The organism is Dehalobacter sp. (assembly GCF_030063005.1).
Taxonomy (GTDB): Bacteria; Bacillota; Desulfitobacteriia; order Desulfitobacteriales; family Syntrophobotulaceae; genus Dehalobacter; species Dehalobacter restrictus.
This window is the reverse complement of the sequence record NZ_JAPDHR010000012.1, coordinates 13848-28427: the sequence shown is the minus strand read 5'-3', so window position 1 is coordinate 28427 and position 14580 is coordinate 13848. Positions and strand designations below refer to the sequence as shown.

Annotated in this window: 13 protein-coding genes; 2 read left to right on the top strand and 11 right to left on the bottom strand. The window is 42.9% G+C overall.

Features of this window, described 5'->3' with window-relative positions; all coding sequences use genetic code 11:
• Positions 1–61: 61 nt before the first annotated feature.
• The 7 genes from OKX56_RS03100 to OKX56_RS03070 all read right to left on the bottom strand — a co-directional run bounded on the left by OKX56_RS03100 (position 62) and on the right by OKX56_RS03070 (position 7903).
• Positions 62–205: a hypothetical protein gene (locus OKX56_RS03100; RefSeq protein WP_019225834.1), complete on the bottom strand. Its 144-nt coding sequence runs from the start codon at positions 203–205 to the stop codon at positions 62–64.
• A 13-nt stretch (positions 206–218) separates the two neighbouring features.
• Positions 219–1232 carry a uroporphyrinogen decarboxylase family protein gene (locus OKX56_RS14905; protein ID WP_502850705.1) on the bottom strand — a complete coding sequence of 338 codons (1014 nt, stop codon included), beginning with the start codon at positions 1230–1232 and terminating at the stop codon, positions 219–221.
• 1163 nt (positions 1233–2395) lie between these two features.
• Complete coding sequence (locus tag OKX56_RS03090; RefSeq protein WP_287895624.1) at positions 2396–3097, bottom strand: Crp/Fnr family transcriptional regulator; 702 nt, start codon at positions 3095–3097, stop codon at positions 2396–2398.
• A 36-nt stretch (positions 3098–3133) separates the two neighbouring features.
• Positions 3134–4039 carry a trigger factor gene (locus tag OKX56_RS03085; RefSeq protein WP_287895623.1) on the bottom strand — a complete coding sequence of 302 codons (906 nt, stop codon included), beginning with the start codon at positions 4037–4039 and terminating at the stop codon, positions 3134–3136.
• Between the two features lie 435 nt (positions 4040–4474).
• A complete protein-coding gene (locus OKX56_RS03080) occupies positions 4475–5509 on the bottom strand; it encodes an MFS transporter (RefSeq protein WP_025205976.1) in 1035 nt (344 codons plus the stop codon).
• Positions 5510–5750: 241 nt separating this feature from the next.
• Complete coding sequence (locus OKX56_RS03075; protein ID WP_025205977.1) at positions 5751–6947, bottom strand: MFS transporter; 1197 nt, start codon at positions 6945–6947, stop codon at positions 5751–5753.
• 203 nt (positions 6948–7150) lie between these two features.
• Positions 7151–7903: a glycine cleavage T C-terminal barrel domain-containing protein gene (locus OKX56_RS03070; RefSeq protein WP_287895621.1), complete on the bottom strand. Its 753-nt coding sequence runs from the start codon at positions 7901–7903 to the stop codon at positions 7151–7153.
• Between the two features lie 44 nt (positions 7904–7947).
• On the opposite strand from OKX56_RS03070, the gene OKX56_RS03065 reads away from it, so the two are divergent.
• Together OKX56_RS03065 and OKX56_RS03060 are read left to right on the top strand one after the other, a co-directional pair.
• A complete protein-coding gene (locus OKX56_RS03065; RefSeq protein ID WP_287895620.1) occupies positions 7948–9210 on the top strand; it encodes a PucR family transcriptional regulator in 1263 nt (420 codons plus the stop codon).
• A 441-nt stretch (positions 9211–9651) separates the two neighbouring features.
• Positions 9652–9846, top strand: coding sequence for an IS3 family transposase (locus OKX56_RS03060; protein WP_025205982.1), 195 nt, complete (start codon positions 9652–9654; stop codon positions 9844–9846).
• Between the two features lie 398 nt (positions 9847–10244).
• Here the strand turns inward: OKX56_RS03060 and OKX56_RS03055 are convergent, their stop codons facing one another.
• From OKX56_RS03055 to OKX56_RS03040, 4 genes are all read right to left on the bottom strand, one after another.
• On the bottom strand, positions 10245–11105 hold the full coding sequence (locus OKX56_RS03055; RefSeq protein ID WP_144284049.1) for a DnaJ-like cysteine-rich domain-containing protein: 861 nt from the start codon (positions 11103–11105) through the stop codon (positions 10245–10247).
• Positions 11106–11159: 54 nt separating this feature from the next.
• A complete protein-coding gene (locus OKX56_RS03050) occupies positions 11160–12704 on the bottom strand; it encodes a helix-turn-helix domain-containing protein (protein WP_025205984.1) in 1545 nt (514 codons plus the stop codon).
• Between the two features lie 78 nt (positions 12705–12782).
• A complete protein-coding gene (locus OKX56_RS03045; protein WP_025205985.1) occupies positions 12783–13682 on the bottom strand; it encodes a hypothetical protein in 900 nt (299 codons plus the stop codon).
• Between the two features lie 162 nt (positions 13683–13844).
• Complete coding sequence (locus tag OKX56_RS03040; RefSeq protein WP_025205986.1) at positions 13845–14468, bottom strand: hypothetical protein; 624 nt, start codon at positions 14466–14468, stop codon at positions 13845–13847.
• Positions 14469–14580 lie beyond the last annotated feature (112 nt).

Genomic DNA, 14580 nt, shown 5'->3' with positions numbered 1-14580 from the left:
GAATCAGCCCGGTTGTCTTACTTACTTTGCTTAATTTAATTTAGTTCCTTATTACTTTGTTTTAGAAGAGCGCCAGGAAAGTTACATAGGCGAAAATCATTTCCTGTCCGATATCCCAATTCATACCCATCGCAGGATCTTTGCCTGCGAGCTCCGGATGCTCTTTAACGATATCACTCCAAGAGATCAACAATTGTTCTTTCATCGTGAGGCACCTCCTATTTATAAATACCATACTCCATGACAAACTTGTTTACGGCGATGATATTTTCCGCCTTGCCGTCAGCTGCCGAAAGAAGTTCCTTATCGGTAGAGAAAATATATCCTCCGCCAGGAGCCAGATCATCCAATAATTCTTTCGCTTTAGTGATACATTCTTCCTTCGTGCCATATTGTAACAACGTTAACGGAAAAAGCCCTAGTATACACATGGTATTTCCAAGCTTTTGTTTAAGCTCTTTAGGATCTCCGTGTTCGAACCATCCCAGTGTTTTCTTGGCAGGCAGATCTTGAAGATGATCATAGTATCGTGACCAATCTCCTTCATAGAATGGCATTGGAATTACGCCATTAGCCACGAAGGCCTCGATAATCGTTTTAAACATAGGCCAGTAAAATTTATCAAAATCTGCTGTTTTAAGCATAGTAGGTAAATGTAAAGGAAGTAGGATGATTTTGGGGTTTGCTTTCGGTGGTGTTGAAAACATCTGACCCATTCCAAACCTTATTACTAATGGAGTAAGTGCCTGCGCAGCCTCAAGCAATTCTTCAGGCCGACGACGCATATCCATAAATGCGCCTTTAATACCCCGGAAGAAATCGGCAATCCAGTCTAATGGCATTATTGCTAAACCATCAAATAGCATAGGTATTCCATACTGGGTTATTAGATTAGCCTCTGCAGCGCCCTTTTTCGCTCCATACATACCAAATTGCATAGCGCCTTTTGCCAGTGCTAAATCCTTTGCAGGTGAGTCTTTTGCCAATTCCGAATATTTCCGCGGCAAAACTTTTTCCACCATGAACCTAAATGGGTCTTTAATAAATTCAGGATATTCTTCGCTACTCATTACTTCCGCATTCTCATCTGAATATTGAACAATGTTGCTTTCATTCAAATAATGAAAAGATTTACTGCCCAAGGGGAACAATAAAGCCATGTTCGAGTAAGCTTTGCCTGGTGCGGCGCTGTGAAGGACCGACGGGGCCGTGCGGTATGCTTCGTAATCCATTTCGAAAGCCATGGCAATGACGGATTTTGGTTGAAAACCCGCATACTTTTCCCAGTCTGCTTCAAAAACACTTAATCCGAAAACTTCCACTTCCTGATTTTTAAGAAATTTTTCGATATTAAACGGAGCATAAACCGTTCTGCCATTAGGCATTTTGAACGGGCGTGACTTTGGCCTGCTCCAGTTGGCATAAGTCCAGCGATCGTCATAGGGTGCAATACCAGCTAAATCCGCTCCCAGAAAGCGGGCTGCCTTTTTCATAATCAGACTAGCCTCGTCCGCGGAATTGAATTTCCATTGCCTTCCCTGACTCTGCCTTTCTTCAGCTTTGGAATTATCCCAATTAAACATTCCTTGAATAACCACAGGTTCTTTCGCCATTTCATTCGTTTCGGGATTAATGGGATAATGTGCAATCACACCTGCGGGACCACTACCAGGTGCCGTAAATCCGTTGTAATTATATTCCACTGACCAAGCCGCTGTACACAAGGCCACGTCCAGTGCGCGCCATCCTAATTCTTTTTGGCGCAACGGCAAAACAGTGCCATCATGCTGAGAGAAAAAAATTACTCCCGTTTCGCTAACGGTTGCATTACGCCCTTTAATCCCAAGCTTCTCGGCGTTAATCCGCGGAAGGTCTTTCCCGGTATCTTTTTTTCCTGTGATTTCAGAAACATCATCATGCACAAATTTCATTGGCGTCTTATTTTCTTCAGTATCGAATACTCTTTGATAGTAAATCTTGTTTCCTGGAAAACGCTGATACTTTGCATCCACGGTGTAAGGAAATTCCGAGGTTTCTTTGATCGGAGCTACCACGTCCGCCGCTTCGGCCACTAATGGGTTAAAGGTCTCCTTTGCCGCTGCAGCCGATGCCACGGCAACAGCTACGGCACCCATGAGCGATGTTTTGAAAAAAGACCTCCTGCTTACATTGTTCGCCATGTAATTTCTCCTTCCTTAATATAGAATCATGATTTCGTTTTCATTATACTGATCTCAAATTATGGCCACTATGCTCAGCAGCACAGTTGTTAAATTAATTTTGGCTAAATTTTTATTGGTGCAAGATCAATACAAATAAAAAACTTGTGACGCACCTAGAGGATGCGACACAAGTTCATTTCGCTCAAGTCATCATTTATAATCAAATAAACCCATTATCTATAAACACCGATTTTTTCATAGTCTTCTATTATTCCTTTGTGAACATAAATTTTATTATTGTCATTCTTTAGCTTGCCTACGTTTTTGTAATGATGGAACATTCGACATACCGTAACCCTAGTGGTACCGATAATTTCTGCTATTCGCGCATGAGATAAATTGACGGTTAACTCATACCAATCCTCATGCTCTTTATATTCCCCGGACTGAATCAGTGATACGAAATAATAGATTAGCTTTTCTTTTGGAGATGACAAGGAAGAAAATATATTGGCTCCTTCAAAAGCGCACATCAATCTAATCGTAACAGTGGATACTATTTCTATTCCCAAATTAATATCCGCAAGCATTCCTTGAATCAGATCGTCCCGGGACACCTTATAAGTCTCACAGTCTTCAAGAACTTTAATACTTATGTTAATTGGCAGTTGACAAAAGGCCGGCGCTAGACCGAAGATTCTTCCGGGACCTGCCAGACAAGCAATTCTTGATTCCCCACAGATACTATTTAGACAATAAGCTACCCATCCTTTGGTGACTAGACACGCATAATGCACGACATCCCCTTCATAAAATATGGTTGTACCCTTTTTGAATACCTCTTTATTATTCTTCCTTTTAACGAAGTTAAAGAGAATTTCATCTGCAGGTGGCTCTATCCACTCCAAGTGTACCGCTGAATTATCTAAATACATGACTATCTCCCCCAGAATATAGTCTAAGCAAAAATATCATTTAATTAGATTAGCATTTACTAAAAATTCCATAGCTTTTTTGCGCAAATATTCGTTCTCCAGAACACCGATATCATTCGTCAGATCAGCGGGGTGCTCATTGACAGTAACTTGGATTCCTTCTGCTTGGATGACAGCGTCTAAAATTTTTTCTCCAAGTATTCTTCTTGCAGCTTCCTCCTTACACTCAGCCAACAGCTCATCTGAGGACATCTTTCTTTGCATTAAGTAAACGACGAGTTCCATATTGAAAACATTTTTTAGTTCCCTGGTATAATCCTGATACAAATCCTCTGCTGCTTGATCTAATATCTCCTGATCGAATTCGTACTTACAATTCTCGGCTACTGCCCCCATGACTTTACTCATATTCGCAACGTGTGCTCTAGCCCTTTTTTCCTGAAGGATTTTATTTTTAAGCATCTTTTTGAATCCCTGCAGCGTTTTCACCTTCGGCTCAATCTCATGAATGTTTTCGTCTGTCAATTCCGGCTTTTTAATCGTAAATACTTTAACAATTTCGATGGAGAATGTGATCTCATACCCCCATAAGGCTTGGAATTCAATTAAGACCGGTTGTATTGTCGTATCAAAAACGACGGTGTCACCCATCTTCTGTCCGAGCAGCTTAGCTGAAAACTCCGGTAAAACGTTTTCGTCACCCACCTTGAATTGTAAGCCGTCTTCTTTCACTTTCGGATAAGGCATACCCGTCTCTGTTCCAACAATATTAACAATCACAGAATCGCCTGTTTCAATCGGTTCATTCCTTTTTTCGACCCGGACTTCGTCCAAAGATTTGAGAATACCGTTCATCGCTTCCTTCATTTCATCCTCTTTAACTGATACATCAAAACTTTCGAGATTTAATCCTTTATACTGTCCAAGTTCAAACTGTTTCATTGTTTATAGTTTACTAAAATTGCACCAAATTTTCGTTATTTATGCTCAATAAATCATTTTGAATGACATCATAAATCAGGAATCTCCTTTAGCCCGTGCCCAAATGCGTTTGAATACATTCCATACAGGATACATTGGTTAAAAAGGGCTTGCCGATCTGCTTGGAGATTATTCTCTTTTTGTAAAGATCTATCGGCGATATTACCCGGCCAGGGGCAAAGAATCATCGCGTTCTTTGCCCCTGATCTAATCCGTGATAAAATGTTTTGCTGATGAGAACTAAAATCGGCCTCCGGTGGCTTTACTGCCCCATTATCGTTCTAACGCTGTTATACTATCTTACTTCATCTTTGACAAATAAAGCTGCTGCAGTAAGTATAAGCGGAACAATTACAAACACTGCAAAATTCGTTGTCAGAGAAGCTTTTTGCGTAATCAATACCCCCCAACCAACGGGCCGAATGAACCGCCAAAACGCCCCATCGCAGATGTCCATCCTAGGCCGGTGGCACGAAAAGAATTGGCGTAATTTAACGTAACAATCAAGTAGACCAGAGATATTATCCCGTAAACCCCAGACCCCATAAAAAACAATAACATAAGACTATTTGTCAATGGATATCCTGCTTGTACCATTAACTTTGGAAGCCAGGTAATAATACCGTAGTGTGTAAAAAAAACCATCGCGAACATGATCCAAAACAGAACCGTTTTTTGTACTAAACCGTTTTTGAACAGACTCAAAAAAGGAGCCTGATTGAGATTTCCACTATCGACTACATACTTGTCCTCTTGAGCGGGAATATACGCAGGGTCGACTTTTGTCAATGTCTCACTAATTTTTTCTAACTTATTATATTTTATTAGCCGATCCATCGATTCAGGGATTGAAAAGCTTACAAACACAACAAATATCAAAGGAATAAAACCAATCCAAAACATTGGCCTCCAGCCATAAACAGGCAGAATACCCATCCCAATTAATGCACTTATCATCGTCCCTATAGGTATGCCGAGAGTACTGATTGTGACAAGTTTAGACCGATGCACAAAGGGAGAATACTCCGTAAGCAGAGCGACTGTAATCGGTACAACCCCGGCCAGACCTGCTCCGGCAATAATTCGGCAGACGGAAAAAAAGGCAGCGGATTTCCCAAATCCCATCAGTCCTGTAAATAAAGCATAAACAATAATACCTAATATCAGAACTTTCTTCCGTCCTATTCTGTCCGCAAGCATACCTGCTACGATTCCACCAATCATCATTCCGTAGAGTGTATTACTGCCGATAAGCCCAAACACTTTGGCACTGATCCCGGTGTCCATCATAAGAGTAGGAAGGGCCACTCCATAAACCCCTTGATCATACCCGTCAAATAGCAATATGCTCATACCCACCATAAAAACAATTATAAAAAATCTATTGACTTTACTATCTCCAATCATCTTTCCAACGTTAATCGTTCTCATTTGACACCGCTCCAAACTTTTTACGTGATTTTGTTGAGGGGCAATGCAACTTAGTACTGAAAATACGCTAACACTTAGCGCAGCTACAAACAGAAATCCCACAGACATTTCCAAACCATGACGTACTGAATGTTCACTGTTGGAACGCAATAACATTACGCTTAGGATTTCTGTTTGCCTAACGCTGCTGTCAAAAACAGCTCACTTATGTATTTTGTGTGTGGGTGTATTCATACAAGTATTATTCTGCCGCTTTTTTTGCTCCGCCTGCAAGCGCTGCGCAAATTACGCCAAGAAATGGCCCGGCAGCCATAACTGCCCATATCGGGGTTGAAAAAACGCCTTTCGTCGAAACGAGCATTGCGCCAATGACAACGGGGCTGATTTGCGAAGCAAACTGGAAAACAAAGTTAGATACACCCGTTGCTGTCGCCGCCATTTTACTTCCTGCGTAATCAACGATGAGGGCACTCAAATGGCTGTTTGTTGTAAATGAAATAAAGCCCAATACAAAACTGCTGATGAGTAACCCCGTCAGCTGTGTTTGCGCTCCAAAAATGAATATCATCACGCCAGTAATAAAATAGCCGAATATTAGGAACTTTCTTCTGTCAATTTTAAATTTATCGACAGCAGTACCGGATAATAATGATGAAATGATTCCGCCAATAGCTATCAAAATCCCAACTGTTCCAATATTTTGAGCAAAACCCAAACTCCTTGCATAGCCAAAAGCCCAGTTATATAAAGCCAATTGAAACCACATCAGACCAAATCCGGACAAGCTGATCAACAATACCCCTTTATTCGTGAATAATACTTTAAAGCCCCTTAAAACATCGCCCAAGGTTTGGGTCGCTTTTTCCGGTTTATCTCCTTTCACAAAAAGGAAGATGAGTACGGCAACGATGATGGAAAAAATGGCGGCGAATTTAAACCCTGCTTGCCATCCGTACGCATGCAGAATTTTCGGGCCGAATAAGCTGGCAATAAAATATCCTGCATTAGGACCGGCCAGTATGATCCCGAAAGCCATACTTCTTTTTTCCATGGTAAAATAATTACTGATTACTCTGGCACAACAAGCATAAATTGTGCCTGCACCCAGCCCGAGAATAATTCGCAGTCCCATCGCTTGGGCCGGAGTTGAAACCATCGTCATGGCATAAGAAGAAAGTCCGCCAACAAGCAAACTGATACTCATAATGAATTTAACGCCAAATTTATCTGCTAAGACACCGGCCGGTATTTGCGTAATGATATAACCCGTGAAAAAAATGGAAAAAATTGTTCCTGCAACTGCTGCATCAATTCCGAAAACCTTCATCATTTCCGATTGCATCGGAGACCAAATGAATCGGGTCACGAATGTAGCGACAAAAGCTAAGAGCATTAAGAGCAACATAAACCATTTTACAGATCCCTTGTTTTGTTCCATATAGTAGCTAACCTCCCTCGTTCATATAAAAAATATTTCGCACTGTTTACCGTTTGCCTTCTTCTGAAGAGTTCAAGCCACCATTCTGACTGAAAAACAGGATCATTTGCCTTATCAATCAAATCAGCAGGTGGCTCAAACCGTTCCCAATGGTCACTATTCTTGTTTTGTGTTCATCGTTATTTGCATCACTGTTTAGTTGCTTAAAGTACTTTGTGCAAATCGCCTTTTGATCCGTCGGGTTTATAAGGAGCCGGGGCGACTGTTGCGCGTATTTCCTTCTGCGGATGGCCGGGAGCCCCCCATACAATCGTGACTTCATTGCCGATTTCTGCCTGGTCAATATCCAGGACCGCCAGACAGAGCATCTCACGGAAGTAATAGCTATACCCATATGAGGATGTTGTCCCAACTAGTTTTCCGTTTTTCAGGACCTTGTCGACATACATCCCGCCTCTCTGATATCTTGGGAATTCAATGAAGTCATAATGGTCGCCTTTTTTGAACATGGACGCATAGACATCAACAACATCTTCCACATTCCAAACCAGAGTTCGAACGATCCTCTTTGGATTGGCTATTTCCTGTTCCAGTGCTTCGCGCCCCAAGAAATCATGGTCAAACTTAACAACCTTCGTCCATCCTAATTCGACAGGGCTGCGATAGTAGTCACTGATATCATTTCCTTCAAAACTGCCATAAAGATTTAATGTGGTCATAGAAGCAGGCATTGATGCTTTAAAGGTTTCTAAATAGTCACTTAAATCACTGCTAAACATAGCTGGAATATAGTCAGTAATGATCGTTGGGAAACATGCTTCTAGATGGTTAATAAAAACTGTTCTTCCGCCCAAACGACGGACTCCAAATGCATCTTTATACTTCAACAATTCCTGTATGATTTCTTCTTTCCACTCATGAGGTCCAACAAGCTCATAACCTGGTTCTCCTGCCATACCCTGCCGAATCGCATAAAAACTTCTGCCGGCTAAAGAAAGCCTTGAAGGATCGCAAAGACTTCGAAGAAAAATATCTGATGATCTTGTCCATTCTAACGATGGAACTGAACTATCAGCAAATTGCCAATAAACTCTTTCAAATCTTAAACCATCCTATCGCGTTTACTGATATATCCTTTAAAACACTTGGCTTCACCGACTGTGTCGAGATCAATGATTATGTCTGGCAACATTACACAACTCAGGAATACGAGCCGGTTGCTTACCTGAATATTGTGAAAGACGCCGGGCTGCAATCGGTCTTTGATAGCGAAGACCCGGTCTTAAATACCGAGCCCCTCAAACTCCCTCACCGCAGGCTGGGGTGTAAAATAGGCAACGGCGTCAACATGCTGGGCTGGGTGACTCTCATTGAATACTTTCAGGAATTTACCCCTTATGACTTCCAGCTTTTAAAATTGGTTTCCCAAGTGCTCCTGACGGAATTCAAAAAAGACTCCAACTACAACTATTCAAGGGGGCAAGTTTTTGAATATCTCATTATCGATTTATTGAACGGAACAATCAAGAAACCTTCTATTCTGCAAAATCGGATCCAGCAGTTGGACTTTACCATTCAGGAACATAAACACGTTCTGGTTATCAATTTGAAGTCAAAACATCGTGATTCCCTGGTATTAATTCGTAAGGACCTTGAATCAATCCTCTATGGGAGTAAGACATTGATCTACGGCGATAATTTAATTCTCATTCAAAACAAAAAAAACCAAAACCCGTTTACCGATATTGAAAAAACACTTTTAGAGCAATATATTGAGTCAAATCATCTACTATGCGGTATAAGTCAAGAATTTAGTGATTTGGCAAACATCCGCCAATATTATGGGCAAGCGCTTAAAACCGTCGATATTGCCTTGAAACTTGATATCGGTAAAAGTCTGTTATTTTATGACGATGTCATGCACTATCACATGATCGATGAACTCCAGAAAAATTTGGAAGTGAACAATTTTTTTGACCCGCTCGTAAGAAAATTGATTTTATTCGACAATAATTATAAAACGAGCTTTACCTATAGCTTATATACATTTCTAAATAATGAAAGTGATTATGTTGAGGCTGCGCGAATTCTGCAAATCCATAAGAACACTATGGTTTATCGGATTAAACGAGTAAAAGAAATCCTAAATACCGACCTGAACAATAATAATGCCATCCATCACATGATGCTGACCTTTGATTTATTAAAATATTTGCATGGTGAAAATTTTTGGGAACATATCAATGCCATTTCTGTACAATAGCTGTAGCCTTCAAAAATATCATCTGGCTCAAAATTGACTAAACCGTAAATCGGTATACTTTGATCTTTACAGGCAAGTTCTATTTACAATATTTTCAATCTGTGAGAACATGAGTTAATTCTTATATATTCTTACGGAGGTTGGTTTCTTGATTGATTTTTATGCTCTTGGTTTGTATCTCAGAAACTGGATCCAAATAATTACTTGCTTTTTCCGCACGAGATTAATATCTAATCTTGCCAAAGACATGGAGATTCTTATCCAAGCTCCTGCCTGGTTGGCAATCAGCTTTGTTCCTCGTTAAGCCGGAAACGGTAATTGGCTGGCATCGGAAGTCCTTCAAGCTTTTCTGGAGACGGAAGTCCCGAAAATCCGGCAGACCTAAGATCTCTCCCGCAACTATAGCCCTAATCAAAAGAATTCATCGGGAAAACCCTTCACATGAAAGATGAAATAGACATTTCTCAGTGCACAACGTTTGAAGAAATCCACCAAGCGATCAGCGACTGGACTGATTATTACAATATCGAGCGATACCAATGGGATTTGGCAAGATTAGCTCCACGGGAGTATTACAAGTACCTCGTTACAGGAGAATACCCTTTAACAATACCAAAAGCAAAAGGTAAAAATTGAAAGTAGGTGGGGCTCTGCCCCACACCCCGAGGTTTTTCGCTTTGGTTTCCAGGGAGGCAGTGCTTACCTTCAAAAAAAAGAAGCGGTGCTAATACGCATCGCCTCCCTTGTAAACCCACACGGGCGCTCGGGTCGCTCCTCAGCGTTGCCCTATCCTCCCTTGTGGTAAAGCACGGTTAGTATAACATAAATACCTATTTGATTGGAACGTTAAAAACCCAAATTGTCCTTGACATGGGGTACACATTAAACATTCTGTATGCCTTGTTTCGATGATTCGGATTAATATTTTGAATTGAAGAATGCCTTTAGCTTCTTAACTCAGTCTTTCATTGTCATAGGGATTTTTCTTTCAGTCTGGCGTTCTGCACAATCAAATCAAATGCAATGTATCTGTATTATCTCTTGCCCGATCCACCGCAGGAAGGACAGATCACTTGCCCGCTGCCACCGCATCTTGAGCAAAACACAGTTCTTTGCGTCTGCTTATATTGTTTTGAAACGGGGTCATATGCCTGCTGATATTCAATTTTACTTCCTGTGCCGCTGCAATAGGTGCATATACTTCGCCCCGATCCGTTGCAAGTACCGCAGTTTGAGCTGCCGGTCGAGCCTCCCGAACTCCCCTGGCCGTTGCCGGCGGAAACAACGCCCGAAGTTCCGGCGCTTGGAACGCTTAGCCCTGCCGTACCGGAGGCAGCAAGGTCAATCGTTGTGTTTGTGTCTAAGGTGGCGGCACTGCGGTCACTGGAAAAATCAACAATGCCATTGTCGAATATAGACAGAAACAAGAAGCTCGGTACATAAAGACAACCGTCGATACAAACAGCAGTCTCCGTTCCTACTGCCTTAATGCTTTTTCGTCCATAGGTCATTTCCGCAACGCCAGCCGTTACCTTGAGTACGCTGCCATTAATCTTGGTGGTCAGTGCGCTTTTATCTTCGCTGCAAAAGCACGCTATCTCTATATGGGCCAGCACATCTTCTAATGGGTAATACCCACATTTAGGACTGTCCGGATAGGTAAACGGCAAATTATCCGTTGACACCTCGTTGCCGTTTATCACTAAACGGTAGCGCGTTCTGCTCTCGTCATCCTCAAAGGGAAACGTTTGCTCCTGCTCGTTTTCCAGCGCTGCATTTTCTCCAGTAGTTGTTTGCTCAGGTGATGACTCAACGGGGTTTTGGTTTTGATTACAAGCGCTTAGTGTGACACAAAGCATTGCAGCCAAGATTAACGCCAAAAATCTACGTTTCATATTCATCACACCTTTCTAATTTTTTTGTTTTCCTTGTTCTCCTTGACATCAAATTTACCCTCCTTTGGACAAGTTACTCTCCTTCAAGCGTATTAACACATCCTGCAGAATAGCCGTTACTCCGCTCCGGTTGCCGATGAATCCTTCGCCCTGCGCCCACAGAGAATCAAAGTGAGCTTGAAACTCCCGCACAAGCAAAAGTTGGTCAGAGTGGATCATCACCGGCTCTGGCCCGCTCCAATGATTTATCGCCACATGATGATTTTGCTTAAGCTGCCAGCAGTTGTTGGCATGAAGCAGGGTAATGTCATCGAGAATCAATAAATTGAAATTCGGAACGCAATTGAGGTAGTGGACATAGCCGCTTAAAATAGCGGCACAGCCCTCGGCGTCCAAGATTACAAAGCCCTTGTTCATAAAATACAGTCCCGGCATCCGACAAAAGCCGTCCTGCGCAATTTTGTTCAGTCTTGCCAGGGAAAGTATCTCACGGAACACCGCACCACCTTTCAGCGTTTCGTCCATACCGGACTTGAAGCGGATAAACTCCGCACTACGCCACGAAAGTTCTTCCTCGTTGTGCCCCTGGGTTCCCAAAAAGCGATCGTAGGCATACGGGGTCATATACATAGGGTTAATATTATCTTTGACCACATCAAGAGCGCCGGGGGTGGCAAACTCCGAATAGATGATTTCCAGGATGTTGCGGGAATAATCGTCGCCGTAAATATTCAGCACCGGTTGGGCGTAGCGAATCGTCTGCTCAAAGCTCTTTTGCGTTTCCTGGACAAAAGCCGCGTCACTAATGATCATTGCCACGGACGGAGCTGCATTTTTCGGTGTTTCGGTAATCAGCACCGCGTATTTTTCGGGAATGATAAGGTGCATCTGATTGGTGACGGTCTGCGTCAGGCCATGCACCACCGACAGCCGGATATGCCCCGAAACCAGCGATTGCATATAGGTGTCGATCAGACGGGACATCGCCTGCGTATTGCCCGAAATGCAGACTAACAGCCGGATGCGCAGTTTGCTCTTGGCAATCATGTGCAGGAGCAGTCGGGACACGTCTTCGCTGACCACAGTGGCGATCTCGTCATTAGAGAGAAAAATATCCACACCGCTTTCATCAGCCAGCTCCGCTAAAAGCGGCTCCAGACCAAGGGCAATATCCAAATACCCGATTTTGACCAAACTTTCGGAATCATTGACGGAGAATGTCCGCGTTTTTTTCAGTATGCTTTCTTTGGTGACCAAAGCAGACGGTGAGCTTCCAAGATTGCGGCGGAGAGCTTCGCCGTCGCTTGCCAACCACATGATCAGGTTTTGCTTGGTACGATACACGGTGGAAATATCGGTGGGAAGCCCGTCTTTTTCAAACTGTGCTTTTAGCCATTCGATGTCATAGACGCGCTGGCTGCGTGCCAGTATGTATTCGGCAAGCGCATCCATTGGTACGCTTGACGCCTTAAGCAGGCGCTGCCCGTTCAGCCACCGGCTGACTAGAGAGGGGTCAACCATGAGCGCCTTGGCCAGTTCATTATTGGAAATGCCGAAATAGTCCATCATTAATTTTAGTTTTTCGGTAGGTTGCATCATGGCTTCCCTCTTTCCTCAGCAAATGCCGTTGGCTACAGTCTTTTTTCTGCTTATCGGTTATTTTTTAGCGAGTATTGGTTAGCGATGATCATTTAGCGTTCCTGTTCCTGTAATCTTGGCAATGTCCCCACCAAAATAAGCATACAAGTCGATTGTCCCGTTATTTATCAGGGAACCGGTTTCGTTATATAAACTCCCGCCATCCTTGACGGAGATAAAGCCGTTGTTTGTCAGGGTGCCAAGATTTTTAAACTCCGAGCCTCTTTCAATAAGCAGTTGTCCACCATTATCCACGATATAATTACCGTTATTGTCGGCACTGCACATACCGGAACTGGCCGTTCCGCTGCTTCTTACTGTCACCGAGCCGTTGTTGATGAAACTGCAGATACCGCGATTAAAGGTACCCTTTACGATGATTGCCCCATCATTTGTAATAGAGCCTCCCACCGGAATGAATTCGTCGCTGATGGTGAGTGTAGTTCCTTTTTTGATATATATTGCCAGGTCATCTTCGCGTTCGTATTCGAGCTTGCTCGTAATTTCCATATCAGAGCCGACATTGATCACCGTAATCTTTGTATCTGCCACCGCAGTCTGAAGTTCGGCAAAGCTGGACACAATGATCTCACCGGAATCCTGTGAGACAGGTTCCGGTGACTTCGTGGGTTCCGGCGTTGTTGCTTTAGGCGTTGCGGCCTTCGGCGTTGTAGCTTTTGGCGTTACAGCTTTCTGAGGTGTCACGGTTTCGATTGGTTTTGTGGCTTTAGAATCACCTGAAACAGGTTCCTGAGTCTTGTTCGTTTCCGACGTTACGACTTTCTCGACCGTTCCTTCGGCTTTTTGCGGATTTTCGGTTTCCGTTGAAGCAGGATTCTCCGTAGCAGCGGGATTTTCCGTATTGGATGCCTTCCCGCAGCCGGTGAACAATATGGTCATTAGGCAAACCAATACTAAGATTAAAATTGTCTTTTTCATGATCATTCCTCCAAAATTTTATTTATTTTTGTCAACCTGTCATTGACAAATCCATCATATCAAGCGATAAACGGGAAAAGGTGTGCTGGCTGCACACCTTTTCCCGTTTATTTTTGAAAGACTTCTCCAGTTCGTCAAAACCGTCCAAAGACGTAAGAGCAACTACGTGATTTCCGAGAGTTTACCAATGATATATTTTGTTTTCAAGGTTTCATTTTCATTTCTACGGCATTCTTTTTGCTTACAGAGTGCCAAAATAAACACAAAGCCTGTCAGTCCGAAAAGTGCCAGCAAAATACTGATCAGGTACAGACTGCTTTCATGGAAAATGCGAACCACGCTAACCGAAAGAACAATATAGAATACGACCATAGCGGAAATCAGTCCCACGCCCCACGGGAGAATGTTCATGAGCCCCATAATATAAGCTGTGACCAAGAGTCCTGCTGATAATACGGCAACAATCCAATGTTTCAGGTAGGAGGCCGTAGGGATTTCACCGACACAGCCATCACAAAGGGCGGCTCTGACACTGCCTTTTTTCCTGAAATGCGTCCTGTCTGCCAAGGTGGAATGTTCATATACCTTATGCGTTTGCAGACCATACTTCTCAATTACGCGGCTGTCCGGAGAATATACAATCTCGCGGCGGGTATAGATATCATATTTGTCTATATCGTCACACCAGCATTCCTTTTCTTCACCACACTTTCCGCAGCGTGTGAATTCCCGATGCAGTGTTTTCTTCTTGAGCATATCACTTTCCATTTGTTTCGTTTGTTTCATGTTTTACCTCCGTTCATTTGCACCATACGCATAATCCTGCCTACAGCCAGTCCAGCCATAGCTGTTTTGACATAGTTCAGCGCCCAATGCTTGATTGTATTCTCTGCTCAAG

What these genes read in the sequence shown, in the direction of transcription:
- OKX56_RS03040 (WP_025205986.1), bottom strand. Translation starts at nt 14,468, where the DNA reads ATGAAACAAACGAAACAAATGGAAAGTGATATGCTCAAGAAGAAAACA.
- OKX56_RS03070 (WP_287895621.1), bottom strand. Translation starts at nt 7,903, where the DNA reads ATGGCAGGAGAACCAGGTTATGAGCTTGTTGGACCTCATGAGTGGAAA.
- OKX56_RS14905 (WP_502850705.1), bottom strand. Translation starts at nt 1,232, where the DNA reads ATGGATTACGAAGCATACCGCACGGCCCCGTCGGTCCTTCACAGCGCC.
- OKX56_RS03055 (WP_144284049.1), bottom strand. Translation starts at nt 11,105, where the DNA reads ATGAAACGTAGATTTTTGGCGTTAATCTTGGCTGCAATGCTTTGTGTC.
- OKX56_RS03045 (WP_025205985.1), bottom strand. Translation starts at nt 13,682, where the DNA reads ATGAAAAAGACAATTTTAATCTTAGTATTGGTTTGCCTAATGACCATA.
- OKX56_RS03080 (WP_025205976.1), bottom strand. Translation starts at nt 5,509, where the DNA reads ATGAGAACGATTAACGTTGGAAAGATGATTGGAGATAGTAAAGTCAAT.
- OKX56_RS03060 (WP_025205982.1), top strand. Translation starts at nt 9,652, where the DNA reads ATGAAAGATGAAATAGACATTTCTCAGTGCACAACGTTTGAAGAAATC.
- OKX56_RS03090 (WP_287895624.1), bottom strand. Translation starts at nt 3,097, where the DNA reads ATGTATTTAGATAATTCAGCGGTACACTTGGAGTGGATAGAGCCACCT.
- OKX56_RS03100 (WP_019225834.1), bottom strand. Translation starts at nt 205, where the DNA reads ATGAAAGAACAATTGTTGATCTCTTGGAGTGATATCGTTAAAGAGCAT.
- OKX56_RS03085 (WP_287895623.1), bottom strand. Translation starts at nt 4,039, where the DNA reads ATGAAACAGTTTGAACTTGGACAGTATAAAGGATTAAATCTCGAAAGT.
- OKX56_RS03050 (WP_025205984.1), bottom strand. Translation starts at nt 12,704, where the DNA reads ATGATGCAACCTACCGAAAAACTAAAATTAATGATGGACTATTTCGGC.
- OKX56_RS03075 (WP_025205977.1), bottom strand. Translation starts at nt 6,947, where the DNA reads ATGGAACAAAACAAGGGATCTGTAAAATGGTTTATGTTGCTCTTAATG.